Source organism: Paenibacillus sp. N3.4 (assembly GCF_008017805.1).
GTDB lineage: Bacteria > Bacillota > Bacilli > Paenibacillales > NBRC-103111 > Paenibacillus_E.
In genome coordinates, this window is record NZ_VRTT01000110.1 from 1 (window position 1) to 15,775 (window position 15,775).

11 protein-coding genes and 2 pseudogenes are annotated in these 15,775 nt (G+C 46.2%); all 13 read right to left on the reverse strand.

Annotated elements, in window-relative coordinates:
• Positions 1-239: 239 nt before the first annotated feature.
• The 13 genes and pseudogenes from FU659_RS31915 to FU659_RS31975 all read right to left on the reverse strand — a co-directional run bounded on the left by FU659_RS31915 (position 240) and on the right by FU659_RS31975 (position 15,649).
• Positions 240-1,310, reverse strand: a complete 1,071-nt coding sequence (locus FU659_RS31915; protein WP_147951255.1) for an undecaprenyldiphospho-muramoylpentapeptide beta-N-acetylglucosaminyltransferase — start codon at positions 1,308-1,310, stop codon at positions 240-242.
• Positions 1,311-1,317: 7 nt separating this feature from the next.
• Positions 1,318-2,414 (reverse strand): annotated as a pseudogene (spoVE, locus tag FU659_RS31920) (stage V sporulation protein E).
• 99 nt (positions 2,415-2,513) lie between these two features.
• Positions 2,514-3,908, reverse strand: coding sequence for a UDP-N-acetylmuramoyl-L-alanine--D-glutamate ligase (murD, locus tag FU659_RS31925; protein ID WP_147951257.1), 1,395 nt, complete (start codon positions 3,906-3,908; stop codon positions 2,514-2,516).
• A gap of 3 nt (positions 3,909-3,911) precedes the next feature.
• Complete coding sequence (gene mraY / locus FU659_RS31930) at positions 3,912-4,847, reverse strand: phospho-N-acetylmuramoyl-pentapeptide-transferase (protein WP_147951266.1); 936 nt, start codon at positions 4,845-4,847, stop codon at positions 3,912-3,914.
• A 102-nt stretch (positions 4,848-4,949) separates the two neighbouring features.
• Positions 4,950-6,374 (reverse strand): UDP-N-acetylmuramoyl-tripeptide--D-alanyl-D-alanine ligase, encoded by a 1,425-nt coding sequence (locus tag FU659_RS31935; protein WP_147951258.1) that lies wholly within the window; start codon positions 6,372-6,374, stop codon positions 4,950-4,952.
• A complete protein-coding gene (locus FU659_RS31940) occupies positions 6,371-7,858 on the reverse strand; it encodes a UDP-N-acetylmuramoyl-L-alanyl-D-glutamate--2,6-diaminopimelate ligase (protein ID WP_147951259.1) in 1,488 nt (495 codons plus the stop codon). Before FU659_RS31940 ends, FU659_RS31935 begins: the two co-directional genes overlap by 4 nt.
• Before the next feature lie 111 nt (positions 7,859-7,969).
• Positions 7,970-9,897, reverse strand: a pseudogene (locus tag FU659_RS31945) (stage V sporulation protein D).
• Between the two features lie 85 nt (positions 9,898-9,982).
• On the reverse strand, positions 9,983-10,390 hold the full coding sequence (locus tag FU659_RS31950) for a hypothetical protein (protein ID WP_187274535.1): 408 nt from the start codon (positions 10,388-10,390) through the stop codon (positions 9,983-9,985).
• 61 nt (positions 10,391-10,451) lie between these two features.
• The gene (locus FU659_RS31955; protein WP_147951261.1) at positions 10,452-12,287 is read right to left on the reverse strand and encodes a peptidoglycan D,D-transpeptidase FtsI family protein; all 1,836 of its coding nucleotides are present in this window, start codon (positions 12,285-12,287) and stop codon (positions 10,452-10,454) included.
• A gap of 17 nt (positions 12,288-12,304) precedes the next feature.
• The gene (gene ftsL2 / locus FU659_RS31960) at positions 12,305-12,751 is read right to left on the reverse strand and encodes a cell division protein FtsL (RefSeq protein WP_147951262.1); all 447 of its coding nucleotides are present in this window, start codon (positions 12,749-12,751) and stop codon (positions 12,305-12,307) included.
• Positions 12,752-12,772: 21 nt separating this feature from the next.
• Positions 12,773-13,723: a 16S rRNA (cytosine(1402)-N(4))-methyltransferase RsmH gene (rsmH, locus tag FU659_RS31965; RefSeq protein WP_147951263.1), complete on the reverse strand. Its 951-nt coding sequence runs from the start codon at positions 13,721-13,723 to the stop codon at positions 12,773-12,775.
• A gap of 96 nt (positions 13,724-13,819) precedes the next feature.
• Positions 13,820-14,257 (reverse strand): division/cell wall cluster transcriptional repressor MraZ, encoded by a 438-nt coding sequence (gene mraZ, locus FU659_RS31970; RefSeq protein ID WP_147951264.1) that lies wholly within the window; start codon positions 14,255-14,257, stop codon positions 13,820-13,822.
• Positions 14,258-14,380: 123 nt separating this feature from the next.
• On the reverse strand, positions 14,381-15,649 hold the full coding sequence (locus tag FU659_RS31975; RefSeq protein ID WP_222708696.1) for a DUF4349 domain-containing protein: 1,269 nt from the start codon (positions 15,647-15,649) through the stop codon (positions 14,381-14,383).
• Between the last annotated feature and the right edge of the window lie 126 nt (positions 15,650-15,775).

Sequence of the window (15,775 nt, forward strand, 5' to 3'; positions counted from 1 at the left end):
ATATTCGCTGCCAGTAAGTCGGTAATTAACTGTTGCATGGGAAAACTCCTTCACAGAACGTAGGGCGAATGAGTGATTAGGCTTAATCCAAGCTTATCATTTCATCAATAGGGCCTTTGCCGAAGATGGCCGGTCTTCGTTACTTGGGCCCTATCCTGCCGTAGGTGTCTGTCACGGTTATAGTGTAGTTTATGTAAAATCGGAAAGAGTGTGACAATCGCCTATTCGCTTTCGCAAATTCACGAAGATAAACTATAGGTTTCAATGAGTTTCACGATAGCAGCAACGGCATCGCTCTCATTGCGAGACTGCATAGTGGTTTTATAGGTCTCCCGATTCTGATAGAGAGCTTCTACGCGATCTGCAAGGGAATCGGCCGTCAAGGATTCTTCAGGAAGCACTTCTGCGTAGCCGGCTTTCTGAAAGGACTGAGCATTCAAAATCTGATCCCCTCTGCTTGCCTGCAAAGATAAAGGAATGAGCAGCATTGGCTTTTCCAAGTAAAGAAATTCATAAATGGACGTTGCGCCCGCGCGAGAAATCACAAGATCTGTCATAGCCAAAACATCTGGGAGCTCTTCATTCAAGTATTCGAATTGCTGATAGCCACGTATACGGAGCAAAGATTGTGCGATATTGCCTTTACCGCATAAATGAACGATTTGAAACTTGGCAAGCAACCGTTCTAAATTTTCTCTCACTGCTTGGTTGATGATTTGAGAACCAAGGCTTCCTCCCATCACCAAAATAACGGGTTTCTGCGAATGAAAATCGCATAATTGATAGCCTTTGGCTGCCTTTCCGCTAAGTACATGATCGCGAATCGGCAAACCCGTAAGAACTGCTTTATCAGGAGCGACATGGTTCAGCGATTCTGGAAATGTAACACAAACCTTTGTTGCAAATGGAATGGATATTTTATTGGCAAGCCCAGGTGTAATATCGGATTCATGTATAATAACCGGAACCTTGTTCATGCGACTGCCCAGAACAACCGGGACGGAAACGAACCCGCCCTTCGAAAAGACGATGGCGGGCTTCAAGCGACGCAATAATCGATAAGACTCATAAACACCTTTCATCACTCTGAAGGGATCCTTGAAATTTTTGAGATCAAAATACCGACGCAGCTTCCCCGAAGAAATCGGATAGAAGGGTACGCCTGCGCGTTCAATAATGTCTTTCTCAATCCCTGTAGCAGAACCAATATATTTAATTTCCCAACCTAACTGCGCAAGCTTGTGCATCAGCGCAATATTAGGTGTCACATGTCCTGCGGAGCCACCTCCGGTAAAGACAATTGTTTTCATTCCCCTGTCACCTCGAATAACGCGATATATTGAGCAGGATGCCAACCGAAGTCAGCATAAGGGTCAATGACGATCCCCCTGCACTTATGAATGGCAACGTAATGCCGGTTACCGGAAACATGCCGATAACAACACCAATATTAATGATAACCTGAACCGCGATCATCCCGATAATTCCCACTGCGATCAAACTGGCAAACGTGTCGGGTGCCGTCATGGCCGCCCGCATCCCCCGCCAGACAAGAATAGTAAACAAGAGGAGCACAAGCGTGCCACCAATAAAGCCTAGCTCTTCCGCAATGATCGAGAAAATAAAATCCGTTTGCGGTTCCGGTAAATAACTATATTTCTGACGACTCATTCCAAGACCGAGACCTACTAACCCACCAGGTCCAATCGCATATAAGGACTGAATGGATTGATAGCCTGCGCCTAACGGATCTTTCCAAGGATCTAGAAAAGCAGTAATTCGCTGCAATCGGTAAGGAGCCGCAATGATAAGCCCAACAAAACCAGCAATTCCTATCATACCTAGATATGAGAGATGAAGCAATCTCGCACCCGACGTATAAATAATTAAAAGAGAGGCTCCTACGAGAACAACACCTGTTCCCAAGTCCGGCTGCAGCATAATGAGAGCGAAAGCTAAGCCCATAATACCGAGTGGGGGCAATAATCCTTTAGTGAAAAGCGTTATTTTGGATTGCTGTTCCGACAGCATTTTGGACAAATAAAGAATCATCCCGATTTTCATAAATTCAGAAGGTTGAATACCGAAGGCGCCAATGCCTAGCCAGCTTCTGGCCCCGCCACGAACAACCCCGATACCCGGGATTAAAACAATAATCAACAGTCCAAAACAGATCAATAATGCTGCACGGGAAGCCTTTTTCCAAACCAAATAGTCGACATTCATCGTAAAAAACATCGCTACCACACCCAAAACAGCAAAAATAAATTGTCTTTTCAAATAATAAAGGGAGTCTCCGAATTCACGAAAGGCAAGAACACTGCTAGCGCTGTACACCATAACAACGCCAATAGTCAAAGCAATAAAGTAGGAACAATGATCCAAATGTCCGGAGCGGACCGCGATTTACCCATAACCGACACCTCTTTGTGTGTTGTGGGCCTCATCCGCTATCCATAGGCAAGCTGTTACACGGGATTTCCGCTCGCCAACAAATGTGGGATAAGCCCTACTTAAAGGTTATGCACGGACTCCTTAAACATGCGTCCCCTCGCCTCATAAGAAGGGAACATATCCCAACTTGCACAAGCAGGCGAGAGCAGGATAATATCTCCTGGTTCACTCATTTGCCAAGCAAGCTGTACGGCTTGTGACACCGCGTCCGCTGCATCTTTATCAGTATCGACGGTTTGAATGCGGCTAATCCCTGCCAGCTCAGCGATATGTATAATTTTCCCTTTTGTTTGACCGAGCGTCACGACACCTTTTACGCGTTCTTGGAAAGTCGGCAGCAGTTCCATATAATCGGAGCCCCGATCTAGTCCGCCGGCGATTAACACAACGCTTTGATTGAATGCTTCAATCGATTTAACTGAAGCTGCTGCGTTCGTAGCCTTGGAGTTGTTATAGAAAGTTACACCGTTCAGCTCTCTTACGAACTCCAAACGGTGTTCCACGCCCTGGAAGCTGCTAAGCACTTCTGCTATGGTCTCCAACCGAACGCCTACTGTAATTGCCGCTGCTGCCGCCGCTAAAGCATTCTCGACGTTAAAGCTGCCCGGAATCCCCATATCCTTAGCGGCTAAAATAGTCTGTATATGACCGTGACCATCCGCATAGACAAGATTGTCCGTACTCGTTTCCAAATAAACGCCAAAAGAGAGAGCTTCCTTCATGGAAAAAGGAAATACTTTAGCGCTTAGCGTTGATAGCAGATTCCGACATACCGCATCATCCCAATTGAGAATAGCTGTATCTTCGGCCGTTTGATTCGTAAACAATTTGGCTTTGGATTCAATATAATCCTCCATCGAACCGTGATAGTCCAGATGGGTTTCATACAAGTTCAATAACACGGCGATACGGGGGCGGAAAGACGTCGTACCCTTTAATTGAAAACTGCTTAATTCTACGACCATCCAATTGTCTACCGTAACCTCCGGTGCCGCCTCCGTCAGAGCACGACCAATATTACCAGCCACAACAGGTGAATAACCGTCAGCATCCAGCATAAGACCAATCAAAGTGGTTGTCGTCGTTTTACCGTTAGAGCCTGTAATGCCAATAATAGGAGCCTCACAGAATTGGTATGCTACCTCAACTTCGGTTACCACTTCGATGCCAAGCTCTTCTGCCCGACGAATCGGTTCCACCGAATACGGAATGCCTGGATTTTTAACGACAAGCGATACGCCTGGATGAACCAAAGAGTCCGGATGAAAGCCACATACAACAGAAATACCCAGGGCCTCCAACTCGTCGGCCTCAGGGCATGCGCTTCGCTCTTTTTTGTCGTTGACCGTAACAACGGCTCCTTTTTGATGAAAAAGCTTAGCCGCAGCGACACCGCTCCGAGCCAAGCCTAAAACAACTACCTCAAGTCCACGATATTCCCGCGGATGTTTCATGCTTTACAACACCTCATTCATATATAATCCAAGCACAGCAAGTACGAGGCCTACTGCCCAGAAAGTGATAACAACCCGCCATTCTGACCAACCGACCAATTCGAAGTGATGATGAATCGGACTCATTTTGAACACACGCTTGCCTCTTGTTTTAAATGAAACAACTTGGATCACAACGGAAAGGATTTCAATAAGAAACACGCCGCCAATAATGGCAAGCAGCAATTCGGCTTTGGTCAAAATAGCTACGGCTACAAGACCTCCACCAATACCGAGCGAACCTGTGTCGCCCATGAATACTTTAGCCGGATGGGCATTAAAGACAAGAAACCCGAGAACAGCTCCAACCATCGCCGCCGAGAAAATCGCTGCATCCGGCTGCGTGTTCGTCATGGCAATGACTGTATAAGCACCGAATGCAATTGCACTCGTTCCTGCCAGCAAGCCATCCAGACCGTCCGTAAAGTTAACGGCATTCGATGCGCCAAGCATGAGAATAGCCATTAAAGGGAAATACAACCAGCCTGGATTGAAGTGAAATTCAACAAAGGGAATGTATAAGTCCGTGCTATGTCCTTTGGTCACAAGCAAATAGCAAACAATTGCGGAGATTAACAGTTGACCGAATAGCTTTTGCTTTGCTGTCAGCCCCAGTGAGCGTTTGAAAATAATTTTAATATAATCGTCAAGAAAACCAACAAGCCCATACCCAAGTGAAGCAATGAGCAAAATGAGAAGATTGATGTTTTTATCTGCAAAACGAAGACTGGCCAAAGCTAACGCCAGCAAAATAATGACGCCGCCCATCGTAGGCGTCCCTTGTTTCTTCAAGTGACCCTGCGGTCCGTCAGTCCGAATTTGTTGACCAAATTTCATCCGACGCAAAATCGGTATAAAAAGCGGCCCCATAATAAGCGCAAGCACAAAAGCAACGCCCATTGTTAATAATATTGCGTTTTCCACGTTGGTTCCCCCTGCTCGTTTCCGACATTCGAAAACGATCTACTGTTCATCATTTATTTTGAAAAAAGATAGCGTTGCTTACGCAAGTAAAGCTTGAACGACTTGCTCAAGCCGCATACCGCGAGAACCTTTAACGAGCACGATGTCCGTCGCTCTTGTGAGCTCGGCAAGCTCGGCACAGAGCTGCTCCTTGTCATCGAAGGCGCGCACATGCTCCTTCGGATAGTTCGGCGCCGCTTCATCTGCAATGAGGCGCCCGAGACGGCCGAACGTGATGACGTAGTCGATACGTTCGGGGGAGAGCATCGCGCCAATCTCGCGATGGAACTGCTCTTCGTGCTCGCCCAGCTCCAGCATGTCGCCGAGCACGAGGATCTTGCGACCGAAGCCGCGCAGCTCCTCGGTCAAAGCGATCGCAGCCCGCATCGAGGCCGGGCTGGCGTTATACGCATCGTTAAGCACGGTCAACCCGGAGGCTGCCGTCAGCTTCTCGATGCGCATGCTTGTCATCTGCAGCGAGCGCAGCCCCGCTGCAATAAGCTCCGGCTGAACGCCGTAGGCTTCGCCGATGGCAACAGCGGCCAACGCATTAATGACATTATGCGTGCCAAGCAAGGGAATATACAATTCCGGGTATCCCGGAGAATTGATCCGAAAGTATGTCCCGTCCGCATCCATGCGAATGTCCGTCGGGAACAGATCATTGCCCACGCCGCTGCCGAAGCGAAAGCGGCGTAATCCGTCAGGCAGGGTCGTCGGTGATTCCGCCACCTGCCTGCCTTTATCTCCCAAGCTGCGCTCCGCGAGCGCTTGCTCAATAAGCGGTTCGTCACCGTTGTACACGAATAAACCTCCGCTGAGCATTCCGCTGACGATCTCGGCTTTCGCCCGAGCGATCTCTTCCAGCGAGCCCAGCTGAAGCATGTGCGATTCACCGATCATCGTAATAATGGCCGCTTCCGGCTCGGCAAGAAGGGAAAGGAGCTCGATCTCTCCGCGTCCGCTCATGCCCATTTCTACAACAGCGAATTGTGTAGTTTCTTGGAGCTGAAGCAAGGTTAAAGGCAATCCGATATGATTATTCAGGTTTCCCTTTGTTTTGTGCACATGGAAGGTACTGCCCAACACGGCAGCGACCAAATCTTTGGTTGTTGTCTTGCCATTGCTTCCAGTAATGCCAATGATACGCACAGGCAGCTGCTTGCGATAAGCTTTAGCAAGCTGCTGCAGCGCCTCAAGCGTGTCCGCTACCCGGATGAAGGGCACCCCTTCCGGCGGGGTCCCATGATCCGTCTGCCAAAGAATAGCGGATGCTCCTTTGGTATAGGCATCCGCCGCATACGCATGTCCGTCGAACTGATCACCGATAAGAGGAATGAAGAGATTCCCTGGTTGTATCGTACGAGTATCGGTAGTGACGCCTTGAATATGAATTTCTCCTCTTGTTTGTTCAGCCTCACAACCCAGCATCTCCGCGATCTGTTGTAACGTCCGCTCTATCATTGTCCTCTCCCCCTTATCGCAGCCTTAGCCACCAAGCGATCATCAAAATCATGCTTAACGCCCATGATGTCCTGATACGTTTCGTGGCCTTTTCCCGCTATCAATATTACATCTTCAGGGCCTGCCCGATCAATAGCCTTTTGTATCGCTTTTCGGCGATCCACGACTAATTCGTATTGCGCTTGCGGATAATTAGCTTCAATCAGACCTGGAACGATATCCGCCAAAATCTTGTCAGGATCCTCCGTACGGGGATTATCCGATGTTACATACAAATAGTCGCTGTATTGGGACGTGACTTTGCCCATCAGAGGCCGCTTTGTTCGATCCCGATCCCCTCCGCAGCCAAATACCGTAATTATCTTTCCTTTCGCAAACTCGCGAATGGTAGACAAAGCATTCTCTAAGCCGTCGGGCGTATGCGCATAATCTACCAGAACCAGATACGGCTGTCCCTCATTAACAACCTCCATACGTCCATCCACCACAGCGATACCTTCTAAGCTATGCCGAATCTCATCAAGAGGAACACCTTCAGCCAATGCAGAGGCAATCGCCCCCAAGGCATTATACACATTAAATTTACCAACCAATTTCATTCGAAAATGTGCTTGACCCGCGAAAGAAGTCAGGTCAAATTCCGTGCCTTGAGCTGTAATTTGAATATTCCTTGCTTGAACATCACATGCTTGGTGAATACCATACGTAATGACTTGAGCAGATGTTAGCTTACCCAATGTGTCTGAGGAGGCATCATCGGCATTCAAAATGGCATACTGACGCTCATTCGGATGACCTGAGAAGCCATTCCCCAATCTGGAAAACAGCAAACCTTTTGCGGCTTCATAAGCGCTCATCGTTTTATGATAATCCAAATGATCCTGCGATAAATTCGTGAAAATGGCCGATCGGAAATGAATGCCCTTTACGCGCCCCAATTCTAAGGCATGACTGGACACTTCCATGATGCAATAATCCGTTTGATGATTTCTCATCTCACGAAAGCTCCGCTGAAGATCAACGGCTTCTTGTGTCGTTCGCTCCATCTCGGTATAGGTATCACCGATTTTCATTTGGATGGTTCCCATTAGGCCCGTTTTAAAGCCCTGATCGCGCAATATTTTTTCGATTAAATACGTTGATGTTGTTTTCCCATTCGTTCCTGTAATGCCTATCAGCTTCAGTTCCTTACTCGGATATCCAAAGAAATGCGCAGACAAGGCAGCCATAGCATATCTGGCATCCTTTACCACAAGCTGTGGAATAGGCAAATCCAGCACTCTTTCCGTAACAAGAGCAGCAGCTCCTAGCGTTATCGCTTTTGGAGCGTAATCGTGACCATCCACCGTCAATCCAGGGATACACAAAAACAAGTTCCCCTGTTTTATTTTACGAGAGTCCGCTTCAATACCAGTAATCTCTGTTTCCGAATCTCCATGTATGTGGGTAATGAGCAGTGCGGAAGCTAGCTCCTGCAGTTTCATGAGCAACCCTCTCCTTAGCGTTATTCCTATCTATTATGGACAATTTTATGCATATAGAAAAGCAAAACATGTCTTACTGGCAAATCTTTTTATTTCAATCCCCCTAATTTTTCATTGCGGGGGCGCATTATTAGAGAGAAAGATACGAATTGTCGATCCACGGTCTACTCGCGCTCCTGCTTTTGGTGCTTGACTGATCACATATTTGCCATTTCCGGACTTCGCCAGTTGGAAATTCATGTTCAGGTCTTCTAATATATCATCTACGGACGCTCCAACCAAGTCCGGCACTTCAACAACCGGCGTTTCGCCATAGCGATAATCTTTGTCCAGTTGCTGTTTATCTGGTTCAACCTTCATATATCGCAGCGTTTCTTCCATCATATTCTTCACTAATGGAGCTGCAATCAGCCCACCGAACTGGATGCCTTTAGGATCATCGACAGCTGCGTAGATGACAACTTTGGGATTATCAGCAGGTGCAAACCCGACAAATGAAACAATATGCTCATCAGGTGAATAGCGCCCATTGATAACTTTCTGAGCTGTTCCCGTTTTGCCGCCGACGCGATAACCGTCGATAAAGGCATTCCGTCCCGTTCCCTTGGCTACGACACTTTCAAGCGTTTCACGCACTTGTTTAGACGTTGCCTCCGATATCACATTGCGGACCAACTCAGGCTCAACGCTACTAACCACCTCGCCCGTATCCGGATTCGAGAAGGACTTGGCAACATGTGGTTTAAAGAGTTTGCCACCGTTAACCGCTGCAGAAACGGCCGTTATTTGTTGAATTGGCGTGACGGAAACGCCTTGGCCAAATGCTGTTGTAGCAAGCTCGACGGGTCCGACTTGAGAAGGTTTGAACATAATCCCATTTTCTTCGCCACCGAGGTCAATACCTGTTTTTTTACCAAAGCCAAATTTGCTAATATAGTCAAACAGCTTTTCTTTACCTAAGCGTTGACCCATAACAACAAACCCAGGGTTACAGGAATTCTCAACAACTTGAAGCATAGTTTCACTACCGTGCCCCCCACGTTTCCAACAGCGTAATCTAGCTCCGCCAACTTCAATAAAGCCTGGATCATAAAACTGCTCATTCTTCAAATCTACCTTTTTCTCTTCTAAAGCAGCAGCCAGCGTAATGATTTTGAATGTAGAGCCGGGCTCATAGGTTTTCCAAATTGGCAAATTGCGGTTATACGTTTCGGCCGAATAATTCATGTAATTTCCCGGTTCGTAGGTAGGCCGACTGCCCATCGCCAATATTTCACCGTTATTCGGGTCCATCATAATCGCTAACACATTTTGCGCTTGATATTGAACCATCGCTTGGTCTAACTCACGTTCAAGTACCGATTGTAGATGACTGTCAATGGTCAGCTTCAGATTGAGTCCATCCTTCGGCTTCGCATATTCATCCGTCGTCCCCTTGAGCTGTCTTCCTGCTGCATCTGCCATATAAGAAATGCTTCCGGGAATACCTGTCAGCTGGCTGTCATACTTCGCCTCAATGCCTGTCAATCCTTTATCAATACCGGAAAACCCGAGAATATGCGCCGCTAACGTGCCAAAGGGGTAATATCTTTTATTATCCTCAGCAACGACAATGCCCGGAAGATGGAGGTTTCGCACTTCTTGCGCTTTTTCAACGGTGATTTTACGTCCTGAGGGTTTAATATAGTTTTTGGATGTTTTTTTCGTAATTTGCTTATATATGTCTTCTTCATTCCCTTGCAGCACCTCAGCGAGCTTGGCAGCGACGCCGCGAGCATCCTGCAGCTGAATGGGAATAGCCAAAATAGTAGGTGTGCTCATGCTGTAAGTTAATGAAATCCCGTTCCGATCCTGAATCTCGCCGCGTTTGGGCGCAAACGGAACTTCTCTTCGCCAACTATCCTCCGCTTTATTCGCCAACTCTTGTCCAATCCATAATTGGACATAAGCAAGACGCAAATAAGTGCAGTGAAGATGACAGTACCAATAATTAGCGCAGTAAACAATCTGCGACGAACGGTAACGTTAGATACACGCATAAACGTCCGTTCCCCCTTCCCATCAAGTCAAGATCCTCCATATCATGACTATTCGGGACAAACAGGGGTTAGAACAAGCTTACCTTTATGGGGATTTTTTGGTTGTTGTGTTTTTTCCGTTTGGCACCGGTGTGGAGGTTGGTTTCTGTGCCGATGCAGCATCCGGAGAAGGGGTTGGCGAGGAAGCTGGATTCGCAGCCCCTTTTTCATTCAAGCTGAGCGGTTTAAGCTGCAGCGTCACACTTCGGCTTTCTCCATCTCCGGATATATTCTGATCAGATACATAGCCCTCTCCCGAGGTTTGACAATCCACTTTAAAGAAGGAGCAAGCTTCAACCGCATCACGGAGCGATCTTCCTATTAAATTAGGCAACTGAATTTGATCCACAGACTGCATCGCCACATAAATTCGTTGCGTAGATAAAATTTCAGTTCCAGCCTTAGGGAATTGATCGACAACATTATTTCCTTTGCCGAAAACTTCGAGGGTCAAACCGCTCTCTTTGGCCGTTGCTTTGGCGCTTTCAACGGTTGCATCGGCAAGTTCGGAACCGTTAATTTGTTTGCCTCCTTGGCAACCATCTTGGTCTGCTTGTTGGAAGCAACACCCATATATTGCAGGGATTCGCCGACGATTTCTTTGAACGCCGGCGCAAGCACCTGTCCGCCCAATGGTAGTTTCCGCCCAGATCAGGCTGATCCGCAATCAGTGTAATTAAGATTTTTGGGTTTTCAGCGGGGGCGTAACCGATGAATGAAATAACCCAAGAATTCGTAGAGTATGTCTTTTCACCGGGAAGGACGATATTCGCTGTACCGGTTTTACCTGCAACACGATAATTTTCCATATAAGCCAGCTTGCCTGTACCAATGTCTTGATCAGATACAACTTGCTCCAAATATTCACTAACCTGTTTGGCTGTTTTTTCACTGACCACCTGACGAACCACTTGCGGGGCAAAGGATTGAATCGTTTTGCCTGTTTTGGAATCGATGATGTCCTTGACTATGTGCGGCCACATCAATTTACCGCCATTGGCTATTGCGGCATAAGCAGCTGTTTGTTGAATCGCTGTAACAACAACTTTCCCTTGACCATACGTAGCTGTGGCATACTCCGACGGATATTTCATATCGATTAAACCCGAAACTTCATTCGGCATATCAATGTTTGTCTTTTGGTCGAAACCAAATTTGGAGATGTAGTCTTTTAACTTAGGGCTAGTTAGTTTTTCATAACCTAATTTAACGAATGCAACGTTGCTGGAGCGCTTAAGTCCATCCAAAAATGAAATCTTTCCCCAACCGACACGATTGTGGTCATGCAGCTCTCTATCCTCTACACGGATCATCCCTGACTGGTACATCTCGTTAGGATTGAATAATCCTTCTTCCACCGTTGCTGCCAAAGTGACAATCTTAAATGTTGAGCCAGGTTCATATCGGGAGGCTACCGCACCATTTCTGAAATCGCTCTGATTCTTAAATGCCCCATATTTATTCGGATTAAAGGTTGGCGTATTCGCCATCCCTAATATTTCCATGGTTTGGGGATCAACGGCGATGGCCGTTAAGCTTTTGGGATGCCATTTGTCATTGACTTTGGCAAGTGCGCTTTCCAAATAAAATTGAATATTTTTATCAATCGTTAAGCGAACATTATTTCCGTCTTCCGCCGGCTTAAAGTTAACCTTTGCATCTGGCAATTCTACCCCTTTGCCGTCTTTCTCGTAGCTTAACATGCCGGGAACGCCTTTCAGGGTGTCATTGAGCTTAAGCTCCAACCCCATTGCAGCTTCCCCTTCTTTATTCGTATATCCAAGTATGTGAGAAGCAAGCGTTTCCCCAGGATAATATCGTTTTTTGTCTTCCATTACGGTAATGCCAACATTCGCATTCTTCGATTGTTTGAGTTTAGTTTGAAAATCACCAATGAGGGAGCGAACTTGGTCGGCCTTGTCCTTATCGATTTTCCAGCCCTCATTCCGTATCTCTGCGTAAGCTGCGAAATCAGTATTGTCTTGGTTCTTTTTGGTAGCGCGCTCGCGAATCTTGTTGACAAGGGCGGATTTTGTTTCATTCGATTCTTTTAATATTTCGGCCAATCCTTGGATAGCTTCCTCTGTAATATGATTGTTATTCAGCATTTTGGGATTAAGGGTTACGGTATAAGCGGTCGATTCGATAGCAAGCGCCTTATCGTTTCTGTCAAGGATCGACCCCCTTACAGGCATAATGACCTTGTCGGTTTCCCATTTCTTTTCAGCACTTTTCAGCAGCACCGAAGCTTCTACCACTTGAATCCAATAAACTCTGGAGATAAGTACAACAAAAAGAAGGGTGAAAAACCCTCCAATGAGTAGAGACCGAAACTTAATTTTTTTTGTCATAAGAACTACCTACCTCTTTAAGGCTTTAGGGCAACTTTTGAGCTTTTATCATTCGTTGCGCCTACCTTGCCTTTCGGAGGAGTTACCAAACTTGTTTTCTTACCGTCTTGGAAATCAAATCCAAGACGCGCTGCCTCTTCCTTTAAGCGATCAGGACTTTGCAATTTCTCCACTTCTTGCTTTAATGCGCTGTTTTGTGCTTGAATTTCGCGAATTTCGCCCTGCATTTTCAAAATACTAGCATTCATTTGGTAAATGGCCGCATACCGCCATATGATAACACCCGCTACAATGACACAAAGAACAACCGTGAACAGATACAGCATTTTTTCTTGCGTGGGTAAGGATTTATTGCGATAAACAACTTTGGTTGTTTCCTTGATTTTAATTCTTGGCGCTGCTTTAGGTGCTGCTGTTGAACGTTTCTGATCGAGAGCCAAATTGCCTTGGATGTATGATGGCATAATTCGTTTCCTCCCTTTGTTTTAAAGCTTTTCTGCAATTCGCAGCTTGGCTGAACGAGCCCTCTGATTCACTTCAAGTTCATCCTCGCTTGGTATAATCGGTTTACGAGTAACTAATTTGACTGTTCCTTTATTGTTGCAAACACATATCGGAAAATCGGAAGGACATGTACATTTCTCTACATGTTTCACAAAAAACTGTTTACAGATTCGATCTTCTAAAGAGTGAAAGGTAATGACCGCTACTCGACCTTGTGGTGCAAGACAGCGCAGCGATTGTTCCAACGCTTCCTCAAAAGCTCCCAGCTCGTCGTTTACCGCGATGCGGAGGGCCTGGAAGCTGCGTTTAGCCGGATGTCCACCCGTTCTTCTTGCGGCAGCTGGAATTCCTTCTTTAATAAGCTCCACGAGTTCGCCTGTCGTTTCAATTGGCTTTTTGGCACGTGCCTCTACAATGACACCAGCAATTCGGCGTGAGAATTTCTCTTCGCCATATTCAAACAAAATTCGCGCAATGCGATCAGCAGGCCACTCATTGACAATCGTTTTGGCCGTTAATTCGGTTGTACGATCCATCCGCATGTCTAGTTCGGCATCATGGTTATAGCTGAAGCCGCGATCTCCGTCATCCAGCTGCGGCGATGAAACTCCCAAATCGAACAAAATACCATCCACCTGAGGCTTGCCGTCACGCAATGCTTTCGGCTCATTCTGAAGCACCTGCTCCAACGTACGAAAATTACTTTTCACTATTTTAACGCGGTCCAGATAAGGAGCCAGAACGATCTGAGCATTAGCCAGTGCCACCTCGTCCTGATCGAGCGCAATCAACAATCCTTCCGGGCCCAGTTTGGAAGCAATTAAAGAACTATGTCCTGCTCCGCCCATCGTACAATCGACATAAACGCCGTCCGGCTTTATATGTAAACCTTCAACAGATTCTTCCTTAAGTACCGTCACATGATGAAACACTTGGTGTCCTCCTAAGAGTTTTGCCTTGGCAAAACTGACTTCGTAAGCATTTGCTAAGTTTTCCGTATGGAAACTTGCATCGTAAGCAAAAAACTTCTATAAATCAAAATTAAAATCGACGAGTTTCTCAGCTATTTCATTGAATGACTGTTCCGACTCATTCGCATAGCTTTCCCATATTTGTTTGCTCCAAATCTCAACGCGATTGGAAACACCGATGACAACGCAATCTTTTTCTAACTTCGCATGATCCACAAGATTACCGGGAATGTTGGCTCTTCCCTGCTTGTCAAGATCACACTCCGCAGCTCCAGAGAAAAAAAACCTTGTAAACGCACGCGCATCTGATTTCATGAGGGGCAATGCTTTGAGCTTTTGCTCAAGTACAGCCCATTCCGCACGTGGGTAGACGAATAAACACTGATCTAAGCCGCGGGTAATAACAAAGGAGTCTCCAAGGGCTTCACGGAATTTAGCCGGTATAATCATTCGGCCTTTCTCGTCAATGCTATGTTGATATTCTCCCATAAACATAGATTGGCGCCCCTTTCCCTCCACTTCTTACCACTTTCCACCACTTTCTAAACTTAATTCGCCAAAAATGCAATAAATCCTGCTACCAGAGCAGGATTTGTGAAATATTTTTTCAATTGGTTGCTATTCTTTGTCCGTTTCTTCGTTTTTTTCTTCTGTATGAGCACTCAAAGCTGCATTTTGTGTTTTCAATTGATTTCTCATCTCTACTAATTGTTTGTTTCTTCTGCGCTTGAACATCCATATCGGAACGCCGATTATCGCCGCAATCACAAAAACCGGGAGTGCTGCAGCCAAGAAAACAAGGATTCCCTGCAATACCGCAACAAGTACATTGAGACTGGAATTCCATGCTTTCTGGATGCGCTCTTCTAATGTTTGTTTGTTCGGGTCAGATAGGAGCGGTTTATTGCCTGTTTGTTGATACATCCTCAGCTCAATGGTGGAGAAGGACACATTTTGATCCAAATATCTCATCCGACCTTTAATCTGTTCAATCGTTTCTTGTACCTTCGCCAGTTCATTGGAGTAAGCAAGCAAATCATCTGTTTTAGATGCCTTCTCCATGAAACTGAGCAGCCTCGTCTCCACCATCTGCTTTGCTTTTAAACGAGAATTTAAGTCGACATATTCTTCAGTAACATCTTGTCCTTGCACATTCCGCTGTATGGAAGGACTCATCTTTTCCAAGCCATCTAACAAAGAGACAAATCCATTGGCCGCAACTTTTATGGTGTAGGTGCCACCGCGTTCTCCTGTATTCGCATTTTCGGAAAACTGCAAAATGTAAGCTCCGCTTAAAGCAACCAAATCCCGCAATGCCGTCTGGGCCTTGCTATAATCCTCAACAGGCATTACTAAATTGGCGCGATAAATCAGTTTACGATTAAAACCTGCTGCCTCGTCACTGCCCGTTGCCGGCATGACCGTTATAGGACCATTTTTCGTTGGTTCAGACGTAATTACTGCGATATCCTTTGTTTTTGCCATGTTATCCGTTTGCCCAACCACAGTCAGCGAAGATGACGAGTCACTCTTCTTATCGACTGCAGCCGCTGCGCTTTCCGGTTTGGCTGCTCCACTTGAGCTTGCTTCGAAGGAGGACTTTGAGGAATCGTTTCTCGAAGAACTGCATCCTGATAACAGGCCAACAATGAGAAAACTTAGAACAAGAAGGCAAGAAAGTTTTCTAGAGTTACTAGCTAAACCCCCTCTTTTCTTTCCAATGCGATGTTCCTGAAATTGATGCCCTTGCCCTTTTCTTTGATAGACCCCCATCACTTCATCTCCCCATTGCCAAATATAGGTTATACAGCCTATTAACGGTGATGAATGCAAGAAGGTTGCAGAGCCCGCATTTTCTTTTATAGAGAGATTCAGAAGATCGATCACGGATCTCCTTGTGACACTTACAAGCAGAGGTTATACAGCCTATTAACGGTGATGAATGCAAGAAGGTTGCAGAGCCCGCATTTTCTTTTATAGAGAGATTCAGAAGATCGATCACGGATCTCCTTG

What these genes read in the sequence shown, in the direction of transcription:
- ftsL2 (WP_147951262.1), bottom strand. Translation starts at nt 12,751, where the DNA reads ATGCCATCATACATCCAAGGCAATTTGGCTCTCGATCAGAAACGTTCA.
- FU659_RS31935 (WP_147951258.1), bottom strand. Translation starts at nt 6,374, where the DNA reads ATGATAGAGCGGACGTTACAACAGATCGCGGAGATGCTGGGTTGTGAG.
- FU659_RS31915 (WP_147951255.1), bottom strand. Translation starts at nt 1,310, where the DNA reads ATGAAAACAATTGTCTTTACCGGAGGTGGCTCCGCAGGACATGTGACA.
- FU659_RS31955 (WP_147951261.1), bottom strand. Translation starts at nt 12,287, where the DNA reads ATGACAAAAAAAATTAAGTTTCGGTCTCTACTCATTGGAGGGTTTTTC.
- FU659_RS31940 (WP_147951259.1), bottom strand. Translation starts at nt 7,858, where the DNA reads ATGAAACTGCAGGAGCTAGCTTCCGCACTGCTCATTACCCACATACAT.
- mraZ (WP_147951264.1), bottom strand. Translation starts at nt 14,257, where the DNA reads ATGTTTATGGGAGAATATCAACATAGCATTGACGAGAAAGGCCGAATG.
- murD (WP_147951257.1), bottom strand. Translation starts at nt 3,908, where the DNA reads ATGAAACATCCGCGGGAATATCGTGGACTTGAGGTAGTTGTTTTAGGC.
- mraY (WP_147951266.1), bottom strand. Translation starts at nt 4,847, where the DNA reads ATGGGCGTTGCTTTTGTGCTTGCGCTTATTATGGGGCCGCTTTTTATA.